Here is a 13,557-nt window from a genome sequence, read left to right on the forward strand (position 1 = left end):
ACCATGCCGCACTCTGTCCGACTTGCACTGCGCAAAAATGACCGCCGTCGCAGGCGCGATTCATTCTGTTACAGGCTCTTAAGAGCTTATCCACGGATAAGCTCTTATACCGGCCTTATGCCACAGGCAATGCCGCCACCACAGCCGGGCCTGGACCCCTGAAACCGACCCCTTGCGCGACCCCCTCCATATCCTGATCGTCAAGACCTCCTCGCTGGGTGATGTGGTTCACACCCTGCCGGCGGTCACCGATGCCGCCCGCGCCCGTCCCGGCCTGCGCTGCGACTGGCTGGTCGAACGCGCCTTCGCCGAGATTCCACCCTGGCATCCCGCCGTTGCGCGCGTCATCCGCTGCGACCTGCGCGGCTGGCGCAAGCACCTCGGCCGCACCGTGTTCGGCGGCGACTGGTCGCGCTTCCGCGCCGAACTGCGCCAGGTGCAATACGACCACGTGATCGACGCCCAGGGCTTGGTCAAGAGCGCCTGGCTGGCCCGCCAGGCCCGCGGCCCCCTGGCCGGTCCCGATCGCGCCAGCGCCCGCGAGCCCCTGGCCGCGCGCTTCTACACCCATGGCTACACCGTGCCGAAGCACGATGTCGCCCACGCCGTTGAACGCGCCCGGCGCCTGTTCGCCCAGGTGCTCGACTACCCCATGCCGGACACCCCGCCCGACGCCGGCCTGGATCGCTCACGCTTCCCCGCTCCCGCCCTGTCCGGTCCCTACGTGGTGTTCCTGCACGGCACCACCTGGACCAGCAAGCACTGGTCGCTGGAGCAGTGGCGTTCCCTGGGCGCCTGGATCGCCGCCCGCGGCCCGCGCGTGGTCCTGCCCTGGGGCAGCGAAGCCGAGCGTGCCGATGCCGAAGCCATCGCCGCCGCCTGCGGCGGCCTGGTCCTGCCCAAGCTGGGCCTGACCGAACTCGCCGGCTGGCTCGCCCACGCGAGCTACTGCGTCGGCGTCGACACCGGCCTGGCCCACCTCGCCGCCGCCCTGGCCACGCCGCAGCTGACCCTCTATGGGCCTACCCTGCCGCAACTCACCGGCGCCGTCGGCGCCAACCAGGTCTGGCTCACCTCAGGCGAGTACGACACCATCGACCGCGAGCGGCCGAACACGGTCAGCGTGGAGCGTGCGAAGGAAGCCTTGTCGCAAGCGCCGTTTCCTCAGTCCTGAATTCGCGCAGCTCGCGGCATGCGTGCCAACAAAAACCCTTGGCACGCATGGCACGCATGGCAAAAATCGCCGGATTTCAGGTCGAGGATTGCACTGGGCGCTCCCGCCCAATCCCCACCACCGCCCGCGTCCGCTCCGCCGCCAGCACATCGGCCAGCCGCTGCTCGTTGTTGCTCAGCCCCTGCCGCGGCGCCGCCGCATGCCACAGGTGCAGCACCGAGGCCGCGAAGCGGCCTTCCTTGCGCTGGATGCCGCTGCGGATCAGCCGCACCGCGAGGTCCGCGTCCTCGTGTCCCCAGCCGACATAGCTCTCGTCGAAGCCGTCCACGGCCAGGAAATCCTCGCGCCACACCGCGAGGTTGCAGGTCTTGGCGCCGCGCCATTCGCGCGGCTTGTTCTTGCGCTGCCAGCGCGCCGGCAGCCGCAGCATCGGCGCCAGGCGGTTGACGTCTCCCCGTAGCCGCGCGCCCAGCCAGCCGCCCAGGGAGCGCGCCGACCAGTCCGCCACCGCTTCGGCGGACGGCAGCAGCTCCCTGGTGAAGCGCTCCGACAGCAACGCCCGGTTGCCCGCCACGAACCAGCCCGGCTCCGCCAGTTCGCGATGCGCGGCGAGGAAGCCGGCACGGGCGAGGCAATCGCCGTCGAGAAAGATCAGGTAGTCGCCGCGGCTGGCCAGCACCGCCCGGTTGCGCGACTCGGCCGCGCGGAACCCCTCATGCGGCTGCCAGGAATGGCGGATGGCCATGCGTGAGCCCTGCTGGAATTGGCGGATCGCCTCCGCCGTGGCCGGCCCCGAGCCGTCGTCGGCGACGATCACCTCGAAGTTGTCGTCGCGCTGCCGCTCCAGGCATTCCAGCACGCGCAACAACGCCTGCGGCCATTCGTAGGTGGTGACGATCAGCGAGATCAGGCCAGGCCGCTTCATGCGCCCAGCTTGCCGCTGCGCACCGCCAGCTTCAGATACTTGTAATAGGCGCCTTCGGCGTTCGACACCGCCAGCACGAAGCCGAGCCGTCCATCGAGAAAGCCGGCGCGCAGCACATAGGTGCGGAAGAAGGCGAAGAAACCATGCAGCACCGCGCTGCCCAGCCCGGCGCTGCGTCCGCGCTCGGCCATCGACACGGCGGCGGCGGTGGAATAGCCGTCCATCTTGGCCACCACCTGCTCAACCGTGCGGAAGGAATAATGCACCAGGTGGTTGCGCAGCCGCCCGGTGCGGCCCTGCACGATCACCGTCTCGTGCACCTTGGCCTCGCTGAAGCGCGCCGCGCCGCGCCGGAACAGCCGCGTCACATGGTCCGGCCACCAGCCGCCATGGCGCATCGGCTGGCCCAGGTAGCTGGACAGGCGCGGCATTTCATAAGCGTCGCTGTCCGGCGCCGCGAGGACTTGTTCGATCTCCGCGCGCAGCTCCGGCGTGACGCGCTCGTCGGCATCGATCGACAGCAGCCAGTCGCCCGTCGCCAGATCCACCGCGCGGTTCTTCTGCGGCCCGAAGCCGGGCCAGTCGCCCGTGACCTGCACCCTGGCGCCATAGCGTTTGCAGATCGCAACCGTCTCGTCGCTGCTGCCCGAATCCACCACCACGATCTCGTCCGCCCAGGCCACGGACTCCAGGCAGGCGGCGATGTTCGCCGCCTCGTTGCGGGCGATCAGGATGACGGACAGCTTAGGCATGGGGCGGCGTAGCGGCCTCGTGGCGGAACAGCCGCCTGATGGGGGCGAACAGCTCGTAACGCAAGACGGTCTCCAGGCCGCGCCCGCCGAGGCGGCCGCTGCGCAGCAGCGCTGCGGCAAGCGCCCGTGCTTCCTGTGTATTGCCGTCGCGGTACAGGCCGGACATGGCGAACAGGCGGTAGTGTGCCAGCAGCGCCGGCTGCGTCGCCAGGAACGCCGCGTTCTTCCGCAGCAGCAGCAGGCGCAGGGCCGAGCGGTTGTCGCGGCTGCGGCTGATGCTGGTGCCTTCACCGATGTGGACGCGCAGCAGCACCTCGGGCAACGCGGCGTACGGTGTGCCGGCGGCGACCAGGCGCATGCCCAGGTCGATATCCTCGCTGCCGCTGAAACGCTCGTCGAACAGGCCGGCGTCGAGCAGCGCACCGCGCCGTGCCGCGACGCCGAAGGACAGGGCGAAGAACAGCAGGAATGCATGCTCGCGCCGCTCCACGCCGTCCCAGCGCTCGTGCCACAGCAGGGTCTCGCTGCGCGGCGGCGTGCTGTCGTGATAGAGGCGTTCGACGCCGGTCCACACCAGTCCGGCCGCCGCTGCGGTACGCAGATGGCTTCGCAGGTGCGCCACGTAGTCCGGCAGCAGTTCGTCGTCGTCGTCGAGAAATGCCACCCATTCGCCGCTGGCGCTGCGGATGGCGCGATTGCGCGCCGCCGATGCGCCGCCGGGCGTTTCATTGCGGAGCAGGCGGATGCGTGCATCGCCCGCGAACGAGGCGAGCACGTCCTGCGTGCCGTCGCCGGAGCCGTCGTCGATCACCACCAGCTCGAAGTCGGCATCGGTTTGCGCCAGCACGCTGCGCACCGCGCGCGGCAACAGCTGCGCGCGGTTGTGCGTGGGCAGCACGATGCTGATCGAGGGTGCGTTCATGCGGCGAGCATAACAAAGCCTTTCGTCGTTCCGGCAATGGCGGATGTGTTCGGGCTTCCCGCGCGAATGGATCGTAGCCGCCGCGTTTTACCCTTCCGCGGCGCCCGTGCCGCACGGCCGCGACCATGCGCCGAGCAACACATAGCGCAGATCGCGGATCAACTCGGATTTACCGCCGATACCGCCCAGGGCGAAGGGAGCGTAAGCCTTCCTGCCCATCAATTCCTTCACCACCGCGACTCTCTGGGGGAACGTCGATGCGGGGCCGCAGAGCCTGGAGCGGCAATCGTAGAGCACGCTCAAACGGCGGTAATACGCCGTTGCCGCCGCCAGCCGTGCGGACAGCCCCTGGTCCCGGTTCTCCGCCAGCCCGGCCAGGAAATCGGCGTGCGCCAGCGCCATGGTGCTCATATGGCGCAGTTCTTCCTGCCGCACCACCAGTTTTTCCGCCATGTGGCGTCGTGGGAAACGCCAGGGATTGATGCGTTTCCGGCGGTTTTGCACCGCGGTTACGCTGGCCTTGTGCCGGCGGTAATTCACCAGGGTCAGGGGCAGCATCGCCGTCGTGCCGAGCGCGTGCGCCAGAAAATAGATCCATTGATCGTGTGCGAGCATTTCCCGGGGGACGTTCGGGTCCGCGGGCCGTGACGACCATGGCAGGGTCTCGAACAGTTTCCGGGCGAAGGTCATGGAAAAACCCGGAACGTTCAGCCAGGGGTCCCCAGTGAGCGGTGCGGCGATCAGAAAGCGGTCGCAACGCGGATAGTGGCCGCCGGTGGGTTTGCACTCACTGTCGCAGACCGCGCCCTGATGGATCACCAGGCTGACTTCGGCGTGCTCGGCAAAGGTCAGGGCCACCTGTTCCAGCTTCCGCTGGTGCCAGACGTCGTCCTGGTCGCAAAGCGCAACATACTCTCCGCTGCACTGCGCCACGCAGTTCAGGAAGTTGTTGCGGTAGCCGAGCCGCTGCGGATTGCGGTGGATCCTGACCGGGAAGCGGGCCCGGCTGCTGAACTCGGCCGCGATCTCCAGGGTGCGGTCGGCGGAGCCGTCGTCGCACAACACCAGTTCTTCAGGCAACTGCGTCTGGCGTTGCAGGCTTTCGAGCTGCTCGACGAGAAAGCGCTCGCCGTTGAAAGTCGCCATGGCCACGGAAATCGAGCACTTCAGCGCCGGCGGCACGATGCATCCTCCGCGCACGCGCCGATGATTGCAGACGGCGGGGCAATCCCGGTCGGTGCCTTGCTCAAGGCTTGCGCGCGATCCACTAGGCCTGGCCGATCAGGTCTTGTGCGGCGGCCAACAGATCGCCGGTGGCCACGCCGCGGCAAGCGTCCTCGCTGGTGTCCTCGGTGAAGATCACACGGTGCGCGGTCTCGGTCGGACCGGGCGCCCAGTTCAGATAGTCCCAGCGGCGGCGATACCAGCTGACGCTGGGTGTGCCGACCATGCGGGCGACGTGCAGGCCGCCGGAGTCGCCGCTCAGGTGCAGGCGCGCGCCATCGATCAGACCGAGGTACTGGTTCACCGTGAGCGTGCCCGGAAAGACGCGCCAGGGCTCGAACGGCAGCAGCGGCACCAGCGCCTGCAACAGCGTGCGCTCGCGCTCCGCCGGTCCGCAGGACAGGATCAGCCGGCCGTACTTCTGCTGCAGGGCCGTCAGCAACTCGATGTACTGCTCCCGCGCCAGCTCCTTGCCGGCGAACGAGTAGTAGGGCGAGACGTGCACGTAGGTCTTGCGGTCCTGCGCTTCGAGTCCGCACTGCAGCAGCCAGTCCGGATTCACCTGCGCGCCGAACTCGGGCTTGTCGCCCCGCAGCCCGCAGCGCTTCAGCACCTGCCAGTGCTGCAGGAACATCGGTTCCTGGTGCCAGGGGTAATCCACCGTGCGGGTGTAGAGCAGCGGCTGCCACCACCAGGGCTTGTTGTGGTCGGTGCGGCGGCCGACGCGATAGCGGGCGCCGATCAGGTTGGCCAGTATGCCCGCGCGGTTGTGCCCGCTGAACACGAACACCGCGTCCATGCGGTCGCGCCGCAGCTCGCGGATCAGGTCGAGATTGTCCAGCGGGCGCCGGGCCAGCGCCCGTCGCGGCACGTCGATCCACGGCGCGACCGATTCGAAGAAGCTCGGCGCGCCGGCGATGACGTTGAGCTGCGCCTGGGGGTAGTTGTCGCGCAGCAGTTTCAGCGCCGGCAGCAGGTGGATGGAATCGCCCAGGGCGGGGTTCTCGATCGCCAGGATTTTCCGGGCGTCCCGGGTCAGTTCGTAGAAGTCTGCGGCGTCGGGCATGGATCGGTCCGGATTGTTCAGCGCTGCTGGATGCTTTGGTACAGCGCGGCGAAGCGCTTCGCCTGTCCGGCGCGGGTATAGTCGTTGTCGATCAGGTATTGCCGCGCGGCGGCGCCGGCGCGTTCGCGCAGCGCGCGATCGTTGGCGAACAGGCGCATCGCCTCGTACAGTTGGTCCACATTGCGCGGCTCGACCAGCCGGCCATGGTCGGGGTCGATGAAGGTTTCGGGAATCCCGCCGAGGCGCGAAGCGATCACCGGCTTGGCCGCCGCCATCGCTTCCCAGATCACCAGGCCCAGGGCTTCGGTGCCGACGGCCGGGTGCACCAGCACGTCGATCATCGCGGCGACGCGTTCGACGTCCTCGATGAAGCCGACGCAGAGGATGGACTGCTGCATGCCCAGCTCGGCGATGCGCTGCTCCAGCACCGGGATCAGGCCGCCCTCGCCCACGATCATCAGGCGCACGTCCGGCCGCTCGGCGATCAGCCGCGCCCCGGCCTCGACGAACTCGCGCTGGCCCTTGCCGTCCGGCAGGCCGGCGCCGCCGACCACGGCGAACACCACTTGCGAGTCGTTCCAGTCGTGCAGTCCGCGGCCCTTGCTGCGCAATGCGTCGTCCGGCCGGAAATGGCGCAGGTCGATGCCGGAATAGATCAGGTGCAGGCGGCGCTGGTCGCCCTTCAGCTCGCGCGCCAGGTTCTGCTGCACCGCTTTCGATACGGCGGTGACATGGCCCAGCCACAGCAGGAAGCGCGCGCTGGTCGAACTCAGGTGCGTCATCAGGTGGCGGGTCAGCACCACCCGCGGCCGGTTGGCGGCGAGCTTGCCAGCCAGCCCGGCGGTCCAGTAGTCGCGGCCGTGGTGGGCGTGGATCACCTGGGCCTGGAACTGCTCGGCCAGGCGCCGCAGGCGCAAGCCCCAGTGCACCTTGCCGCCTTCGATGAATTCCAGGCGCAGGCCGGGCACTGCCTTGGCGCGCGGCACCCAGCGCCCGTCCGGGTTGAGCGCCAGCATCACCTCGTGCCCCTGCTCGATCAGGCCGGCGCACAGCTCCAGCGTCTGCGTATCGACGCCGCCGCCGTGGAAATGCGAGTTGACCTGGATGATGCGCATCGGCAAATTTTTCTTGTGCGGCGGAGCGTTTGAATTCTACAGGGACAAAGTGCAGCTCACCTCACCGCGCGTACGGATCGCGTCGCCCGGGCGGACCGTCCTTGAAGCGCCGGTGCACCCAGAAGTACTGCTCCGGCACCTCGCGGATGGCGTCTTCCAGTTGCTTGTTGACCCGTGCCGCGTCGGCGCTGTCGTCGCCGCCGGGGAAATGGTCCAGCGCCGGATGGAACACCAGCTTGTAACGGCCGCCGCGCCGCTGCGGGAAATACGGCACCACCTTCGCCCGTCCCATCTCGGCCAGGCGCGAGGTGGCGGTGAGGGTCAGCACCGGCTCGCCGAAGAACGGCACGTAGACCGCACCGGGGGCTTCGATGGTCTGGTCCGGCCCGTACCAGATGCGGCCGCCGCTCCGCAGCAGGCGCACGATCTTCTTGAGGTCTTCCTTCGGCACCATCGGCAGGCCCAGGCGCGCTTCGCGCAGGCGGCAGATCCAGTAGTCGAAGAACTTGTTGTCGGCGCGGCGGTACATGCCGTGGAAGGGGAAGCCCGCCAGGTGCACCAGGCGGCAGCCCAGCTCCATGGTGGTGAAGTGGCCGGTGAGCAGCAGCACGCCGCTGCCGTCGGCCTGGGCCTGGCGCAGGTGTTCGGCGCCCTCGACCTCCAGCAGGCGCAGCAGGCGGCGGTCGGACGCGAACCAGGCCAGCGGCACCTCGAACAGGCCGATGCCGAGCGCGCGGAAATGCGCGCGCGCCATGCGCCGCCGCGCCTTCTCGTCCAGCTCCGGGAAGCACAGGCGCAGGTTGATGCGCACGATGCGGCGCCGGCTCGGCACCGCCAGATGGAACAGCTCGCCCAGCCCGGCGCCGAACAGGCGCAGCAACGGCATCGGCAGGAAGGCCAGCAGCCACAGCAGGCCCAGCACCAGCCAGCCGGCCCAGTAGCGCGGAGCGTACAGCTGGCGCGGTATCGGGGTGGGGGAGGCGGCGGAGGTCATCGCCCATTTTACCGGCTGCTTGCTCCGGGCAGGAAAAGCGTTCTCGCGCAGAGAGCCAAAGCCGGCCTCGGTGTATTGCCATGCGGGTCCGAAACAGTTGTTCGCGCTTTTGCGTCTTTGCACGAGGCAGTTTCTGATTTTGTTATAGGCTTTCCCGATGCGTCTGCTCTACACCTTCCTTCTCTATCTCATCACCCCCCTGGTGCTGCTGCGCCTGCTGTGGAAGAGCCGGCTGCAGCCCGAGTACCGTCGCCGCGTGGGCGAGCGCTTCGGCCTGGTCGATCCGGCCGAAGGCGGCGTGGCGGTGTGGGTGCATGCGGTGTCGGTGGGCGAAAGCCTGGCGGCGCTGCCGTTGATCGAGCAATTGATCCGCCGCCATGGCGAAGGCCGCGTCTGGGTCACCACCACCACGCCGACAGGGTCGGAGCGGGTCCAGGCCGCGCTCGGCCAACGCGTGCGGCACAGCTATGCACCCTATGACCTCCCCGGATCGGTGGCCCGTTTCCTGGAGCGGGTGCGGCCGTGCCAGGTGGTGATCATGGAGACCGAGCTGTGGCCCAATCTGTTCCGCGCCATCCGCAAGCGCGGGCTGCCGCTGCTGGTGGCCAACGCGCGGCTGTCGCCGCGCTCGTTCCGCGGCTACGGCCGGCTGCGCCGTTCCATCGCCGGCGTGCTGGCCGACTGCACTGAAGTGGCGGCGCAGAGCGAGGCCGACGCCGAACGCTTCCGTAGCCTCGGCGCGCCGCGGGTCAGCGTGATGGGCAACATCAAGTTCGACATGGCGGTGCCGGAGGAACAGCTGCGGCGCGGGCGGGAATTGCGCGCGGCGCTGGGCACTTCACGGCCGGTGTGGATCGCCGCCAGCACCCATGAAGGCGAGGAGCAGGCCGCGCTCGACACCCAGCGCGAACTATTGAAGCGGTATCCGGACAGCGCCCTGATTCTGGTGCCGCGCCACCCGCAGCGCTTCGACGAGGTGGCGAAGCTGATCGAGCGCAGCGGCCTGCGTGGGGTGCGTCGCAGCGCCGGCGCACCGGATGCGCAGACCCAGGTGCTGCTCGGCGACAGCATGGGCGAGATGTTCGCTTACTTCGCCGCGGCCGACGCGGCCTTCGTCGGCGGCAGCCTGGTGCCGGTGGGTGGGCACAACGTGCTGGAGCCGGCGGCGCTGGGTTTGCCGGTGCTGTTCGGGCCGCAGATGCACAACTTCGTTGCGGCGCGCGACCTGCTGCTGGGCTGCGGGGCTGCGCAGGTAATCGGCGATACGGCGCAGCTGGCGGCCGCCCTTGCCAAGCTGTTCGGCGACGCCGCGCAACGCGCGCGGATGGGGCAGGCCGGCAAGGCCGCGGTCGAAGCCAACCGCGGCGCCCTGGCCAGACTGCTGGCTTTGCTCGGAGTCGCCGGACCGGCCTAGTCGGGCTTGGCTGGGGCCATCGTGGTCATGGCCGGCAACGGCCCGCGCTTGCGCGAGCGCCACAAGCCGTCGGCCGCGTAGATTGCCAGCGCCGCCCAGATCAGGCCGAAGCCCTGCGCCTGCACCGCGGTGAACGGCTCGCCGAACAGGAACACGCCGGTGAGCAGCTGCAGGGTCGGGCCGACGTACTGGACGATGCCGACCAGGGAATAGGAAATCCGCCGCGCGCCGTAGGCGAACCAGACCAGGGGCACCGCCGTCATGGCGCCGCCGGCGACCAGCATGAAGTCCAGGTGCAGCGGCAGGTGGCCGAAGGCGCTCTGGCCCTGATACTGGGTCCACAGCAGATAGGCCAGCGCCGGCAGGAACAGGAACACGCTCTCCACGCCCAGTCCGGGAATCGCTTCCACCGCGGCGATCTTGCGGATCAGGCCGTAGCTGCCGAAGGACAGCGCCAGGCCCAGGGCGATCCAGGGCGGCGCGCCGAGCTGCCAGGTCAGCCAGGCCACGCCGGCGGCGGCGAAGCCCACCGACACGCGCTGCGCGGTGTTGAGCCGCTCGTGCAGCACCAGCACGCCGAGCAGGACATTGAACAGCGGGTTGATGAAGTAGCCCAGGCTGGATTCGACCACGTGGCCGCTGTTCACCGCCCAGATGTACAGGCCCCAGTTGATGCTGATCAGGACGCTGCTGGCGGCCAGCATCAGCGGCGCGCGCGGGCGCCCGAGGGCGGCGCGCAGCCAGCCGGAGCCGTGGCGCAGCAGCAGGTAGCCGACCACGAATACCGTGCACCACACCACCCGGTGCGCGACGATCTGCATCGCCGGCACCTGTTTCAGCTGGTGCCAGTAGATGGGGAACAGCCCCCAGATGACGAAGGCGCCGAAAACCGCCCAGAAACCCTTGAAGAAACTCCGATCCATTGCCGCATTCCGGGCCGGCGTGACCGGCGCGCAAGAGGGTGCGCATGATATCGCAGCCGCCCCCGGCCGCCGCGGTACAGCTGGGCCGCCGGGGGAGCATGACAGTTGGCGGCAAAGCGGTCCGGAGCGGACTGAAGTGGGGCTCGCGCCCCTTTGCGGGGCGGGTTTCATTGTCCGCGCAGCGGTTCGCGGGTATCCTTGCGCGGCAAAAACATGCGCCCGTAGCTCAGCTGGATAGAGTACTGCCCTCCGAAGGCAGGGGTCACTGGTTCGAATCCAGTCGGGCGCACCAATTCCGAACTCGGCAATACCGATTACCCGCAAATTCCGGAGACGACTGTGAGCGGCAATAACGACAAGACTTTCGCAATCACCTTTCTGGGCGTGATCGGCGCTCTCGTCGCGTTTACTTTCGCCATCATCATCATTGCCAAGATCATCACCAGCAGCGACAAGAGCGTCGACCAGGTGGCCGAGACCCAGGCGATCCAGGCGCGCATCGCGCCGATCGGCACCGTGGTCACCGACCCGGCCGCCCTGCTCAAGGTCAGCGCCGCCGCCCCGCACGCCGCGCTGAGCGGCGATCAGGTGGTGGCCCAGGTGTGCAGCGCCTGCCACGGCTCCGGCGTGCTCGGCGCGCCGAAGATCGGCGACCAGGCCGCCTGGGGCGGCCGTGTCAAGGCCGCCGGCGGCGTCGATGGCCTGCTCGCCAGCGCCAAGAAAGGCAAGGGCTCCATGCCGCCGCGCGGCGGCAACCCGGACCTGTCCGACGACGAGCTCAAGGGCGCCATCCAGCAGATGCTGAAGCAGACCGGCGTCTGAAGTCCGTAGCCAGGCTCCCGCGGTCCGGATGCCCCCGGCCCTGCCGGTGGCGTAGCGGCGCTGCGGATCCCGTATCAAGGAAGTGCACGGCCTCATCGCCAGGCGCTTTTCTTTGTGGTCGCGGGCGTTCCGCCGGAGCCCCCTGAGGGCACTTCGGTGGCACGTTCCGTGCGTATCTAAGGGTCGCTGCATCGTTCAGCGAATTAAAACGCAAGGAGTGTCATGAATAAGAAGTACGTGGGGCTGTTGGCCTCGGCGGGCGCTTTGTGCCTGCCGTCCGTGGTGAGCGCGGCGGGACCGTCGCTCAGCGATGTACTGGTGAATTCCGGCATCTCGGCATCGGGGTACATCGATTCTTCCTACACCGAAGGTTTCAACAAGGGCTCGACCCTGGGCGGGGGCGCTGCCGGTAATCGCGCTTTCGACGTCAAGTCGGATTCCTTCACCTTCAACCAGGCCGCCCTGAACATCGGCTACCTGCCGACCGAGGGCTTCGGCGGCTTCGTCAACCTCATTGCTGGTGACGACGCCAAGGCCATCAACGGCTCTTACGGCGACGGCGACAGCAGGTTCAGCGTGACCCAGGCCTACTTCCAGTACGCCACCGGCAACCTGACCGTCATTGGCGGCCGTTACGTCACCCTGTCCGGCTTCGAGGTCATCAACAGCACGCTCAACACCAATATTTCGCGTTCGCTGCTGTTCCAGAACGCCGAACCGCTGGTGCACACCGGCGTGCGCGCCTCGTACAAGTTCAGCGACCTGATCACCGGCTACCTGGGCGTGAACAATTCCGCGCTCTCCGGCGATGCCGCCGACGAGAACAAGCAGAAGACCCTGGAAGCGGGTGGCCTGCTGACCCCGTCCAAGGCCATCAGCGTGGGCCTGTACGAGTACTACGGCTTTGACGGCACCGCGCCGACGCAGAAGACCAGCCTGACCGATCTGACCGCGTCCTGGCAGGTGCTGGACGCCCTGCAGCTGGCCCTGAACGTCGACTACGACAAGAAGTTCGGCGTGGATGGCGGCGGCGCGCCCGGCGTCGAAATCTACGGCGCGGCGGGTTACATCAACTACACCTTCCTGCCGAAACTGAAGGGCTCGCTGCGCGGCGAGTACATCAAGGCCAAGGACAGCACCGGCTACTCGGAAAACAACAACGAGTTCACGCTGACGCTGGACTACAGCCCGGCCGCCAACTTCGACCTGCTCGGCGAAGTGCGCGCGGACGGTTCCAGCAACCACATCTACCCGAACGGCGCCGGCGCCGACCTCAAGGGCACCGAAAGCGATATCGCCATCAAGGCGATCTACAAGTTCGGCACCCCCACCGGGTCCTGAGTCTCAACGGTACGCAGTACGATGCAGCGAGAAGGGCCGCCTCTGGCGGCCCTTTTTTATTGGGGACTGCTAACCTGGGCGGACAACCTCAACCGGCCGATCCGGCACCCACCCGCATGAGCGCACTGAACCGCATGATGGCCGCCGGCCTGTTGCTGGGCAGCGGCGCCGCCCGCGCCGACTGGTTCAGCGGCAATGCCGGCGTGGTCAGCGACTACACGTTTCGCGGCCTCGACCAGACCAACGGGCCGGCCCTGCAGGGCGGTCTCGATTACGTCCACCGCAGCGGCCTCTACGGCGGCGCTTGGCTCAGCAACAACCGCAGCGCCGGCAGCGGCGAGGCCGACCTGTACGGCGGCTACACGCGGCAGCTGCCGCTGTTCGGCGTGCTCAGCGCCACGCTCGATACGGGCGTGGCGGCTTACGTCTATAGCGGCGAGCGGCAGGCCGCGCTGGGCGGCCCCAGGCAGGATTTCGCCGAGGTCTACGGCGGCCTCGGTGTCGGGCCGGCCTCGTTCAAGGCCAGCTTCGCCCCGGACTACGCTGGCCGCGGCGCGCCTGGCTGGTACCTCCAGGGCACGCTCAAATACCCCCTGCCGGCCGGTTTCAAGCTCAGGGCGGTGCTGGGCTATGGCGGCGGTGCCGGCGTGCAGCGGCAGACCGCGCCGTTGACCGTGGACGGCGTCGGCCATTCCTACCTGGACTACGGCCTGCGCCTGAGCCGGCCCCTGCCCTATGACCTGACCGCCTGGATCGAGGTGGCCGGCACCGATCTGCATCTGGCCGATCACGCCCAGGGCGGCGCGAACCAGCCGAAATTCCTGCTGGGACTGCGCAAGGACTTCGATTTCTAGGACGGCGGAAGAACGCCGATCCAGGTCGGTT

The 13,557-nt window shown here is 68.3% G+C and carries 13 protein-coding genes and 1 tRNA gene; 6 read left to right on the forward strand and 8 right to left on the reverse strand.

From position 1 onward, the window contains the following. Positions 1 to 172 precede the first annotated feature (172 nt). Positions 173 to 1,174, forward strand: coding sequence for a lipopolysaccharide heptosyltransferase I (waaC, locus tag BP26_RS0117630; protein WP_029921883.1), 1,002 nt, complete (start codon positions 173 to 175; stop codon positions 1,172 to 1,174). Between the two features lie 76 nt (positions 1,175 to 1,250). Here waaC and BP26_RS0117635 read toward each other — a convergent pair whose 3' ends face one another. From BP26_RS0117635 to BP26_RS0117665, 7 genes are all read right to left on the reverse strand, one after another. Beyond that, positions 1,251 to 2,099, reverse strand: a complete 849-nt coding sequence (locus tag BP26_RS0117635) for a glycosyltransferase family 2 protein (protein ID WP_029921884.1) — start codon at positions 2,097 to 2,099, stop codon at positions 1,251 to 1,253. Then, the gene (locus BP26_RS0117640) at positions 2,096 to 2,851 is read right to left on the reverse strand and encodes a glycosyltransferase family 2 protein (protein WP_029921885.1); all 756 of its coding nucleotides are present in this window, start codon (positions 2,849 to 2,851) and stop codon (positions 2,096 to 2,098) included. The genes BP26_RS0117635 and BP26_RS0117640 overlap by 4 nt, the downstream gene beginning before the upstream one ends. Continuing rightward, positions 2,844 to 3,773: a glycosyltransferase family 2 protein gene (locus BP26_RS0117645; RefSeq protein WP_029921886.1), complete on the reverse strand. Its 930-nt coding sequence runs from the start codon at positions 3,771 to 3,773 to the stop codon at positions 2,844 to 2,846. The genes BP26_RS0117640 and BP26_RS0117645 overlap by 8 nt, the downstream gene beginning before the upstream one ends. An 87-nt stretch (positions 3,774 to 3,860) precedes the next feature. After that, positions 3,861 to 4,955 carry a glycosyltransferase gene (locus BP26_RS27795; protein ID WP_051749113.1) on the reverse strand — a complete coding sequence of 365 codons (1,095 nt, stop codon included), beginning with the start codon at positions 4,953 to 4,955 and terminating at the stop codon, positions 3,861 to 3,863. A gap of 85 nt (positions 4,956 to 5,040) precedes the next feature. After that, a complete protein-coding gene (locus BP26_RS0117655; RefSeq protein ID WP_029921888.1) occupies positions 5,041 to 6,063 on the reverse strand; it encodes a glycosyltransferase family 9 protein in 1,023 nt (340 codons plus the stop codon). A gap of 17 nt (positions 6,064 to 6,080) precedes the next feature. Next, a complete protein-coding gene (locus BP26_RS0117660; RefSeq protein WP_029921889.1) occupies positions 6,081 to 7,178 on the reverse strand; it encodes a glycosyltransferase family 4 protein in 1,098 nt (365 codons plus the stop codon). Positions 7,179 to 7,239: 61 nt separating this feature from the next. Continuing rightward, positions 7,240 to 8,172, reverse strand: coding sequence for a lysophospholipid acyltransferase family protein (locus tag BP26_RS0117665; RefSeq protein ID WP_051749114.1), 933 nt, complete (start codon positions 8,170 to 8,172; stop codon positions 7,240 to 7,242). Positions 8,173 to 8,329: 157 nt separating this feature from the next. Between BP26_RS0117665 and waaA the strand changes: the two genes are divergently transcribed. Next, the gene (gene waaA / locus BP26_RS0117670) at positions 8,330 to 9,586 is read left to right on the forward strand and encodes a lipid IV(A) 3-deoxy-D-manno-octulosonic acid transferase (RefSeq protein ID WP_029921891.1); all 1,257 of its coding nucleotides are present in this window, start codon (positions 8,330 to 8,332) and stop codon (positions 9,584 to 9,586) included. On the opposite strand, the gene rarD is transcribed toward waaA, so the two are convergent. Further along, the gene (rarD, locus tag BP26_RS0117675) at positions 9,583 to 10,509 is read right to left on the reverse strand and encodes an EamA family transporter RarD (protein WP_051749115.1); all 927 of its coding nucleotides are present in this window, start codon (positions 10,507 to 10,509) and stop codon (positions 9,583 to 9,585) included. The two genes, waaA and rarD, sit on opposite strands and share 4 nt — an antisense overlap. A gap of 215 nt (positions 10,510 to 10,724) precedes the next feature. On the opposite strand from rarD, the gene BP26_RS0117680 reads away from it, so the two are divergent. The 4 genes from BP26_RS0117680 to BP26_RS27800 all read left to right on the forward strand — a co-directional run bounded on the left by BP26_RS0117680 (position 10,725) and on the right by BP26_RS27800 (position 13,526). Then, positions 10,725 to 10,801, forward strand: a tRNA-Arg gene (locus BP26_RS0117680). A 47-nt stretch (positions 10,802 to 10,848) separates the two neighbouring features. Beyond that, entirely contained in the window at positions 10,849 to 11,331 is a 483-nt protein-coding gene (locus tag BP26_RS0117685; protein ID WP_051749116.1) for a c-type cytochrome, read from the forward strand. A 222-nt stretch (positions 11,332 to 11,553) separates the two neighbouring features. After that, a complete protein-coding gene (locus BP26_RS0117690; RefSeq protein WP_029921894.1) occupies positions 11,554 to 12,672 on the forward strand; it encodes an outer membrane beta-barrel protein in 1,119 nt (372 codons plus the stop codon). Between the two features lie 116 nt (positions 12,673 to 12,788). Further along, complete coding sequence (locus BP26_RS27800; RefSeq protein ID WP_051749117.1) at positions 12,789 to 13,526, forward strand: TorF family putative porin; 738 nt, start codon at positions 12,789 to 12,791, stop codon at positions 13,524 to 13,526. The last annotated feature ends 31 nt before the right edge of the window (positions 13,527 to 13,557 follow it).

The organism is Nevskia soli DSM 19509, from assembly GCF_000711955.1.
In the GTDB taxonomy this organism is placed as follows: Bacteria; Pseudomonadota; Gammaproteobacteria; order Nevskiales; family Nevskiaceae; genus Nevskia; species Nevskia soli.

What these genes read in the sequence shown, in the direction of transcription:
- BP26_RS27800 (WP_051749117.1), top strand. Translation starts at nt 12,789, where the DNA reads ATGAGCGCACTGAACCGCATGATGGCCGCCGGCCTGTTGCTGGGCAGC.
- BP26_RS0117665 (WP_051749114.1), bottom strand. Translation starts at nt 8,172, where the DNA reads ATGACCTCCGCCGCCTCCCCCACCCCGATACCGCGCCAGCTGTACGCT.
- BP26_RS0117690 (WP_029921894.1), top strand. Translation starts at nt 11,554, where the DNA reads ATGAATAAGAAGTACGTGGGGCTGTTGGCCTCGGCGGGCGCTTTGTGC.
- BP26_RS0117640 (WP_029921885.1), bottom strand. Translation starts at nt 2,851, where the DNA reads ATGCCTAAGCTGTCCGTCATCCTGATCGCCCGCAACGAGGCGGCGAAC.
- rarD (WP_051749115.1), bottom strand. Translation starts at nt 10,509, where the DNA reads ATGGATCGGAGTTTCTTCAAGGGTTTCTGGGCGGTTTTCGGCGCCTTC.
- BP26_RS0117655 (WP_029921888.1), bottom strand. Translation starts at nt 6,063, where the DNA reads ATGCCCGACGCCGCAGACTTCTACGAACTGACCCGGGACGCCCGGAAA.
- BP26_RS0117635 (WP_029921884.1), bottom strand. Translation starts at nt 2,099, where the DNA reads ATGAAGCGGCCTGGCCTGATCTCGCTGATCGTCACCACCTACGAATGG.
- waaA (WP_029921891.1), top strand. Translation starts at nt 8,330, where the DNA reads ATGCGTCTGCTCTACACCTTCCTTCTCTATCTCATCACCCCCCTGGTG.
- BP26_RS0117660 (WP_029921889.1), bottom strand. Translation starts at nt 7,178, where the DNA reads ATGCGCATCATCCAGGTCAACTCGCATTTCCACGGCGGCGGCGTCGAT.
- BP26_RS0117645 (WP_029921886.1), bottom strand. Translation starts at nt 3,773, where the DNA reads ATGAACGCACCCTCGATCAGCATCGTGCTGCCCACGCACAACCGCGCG.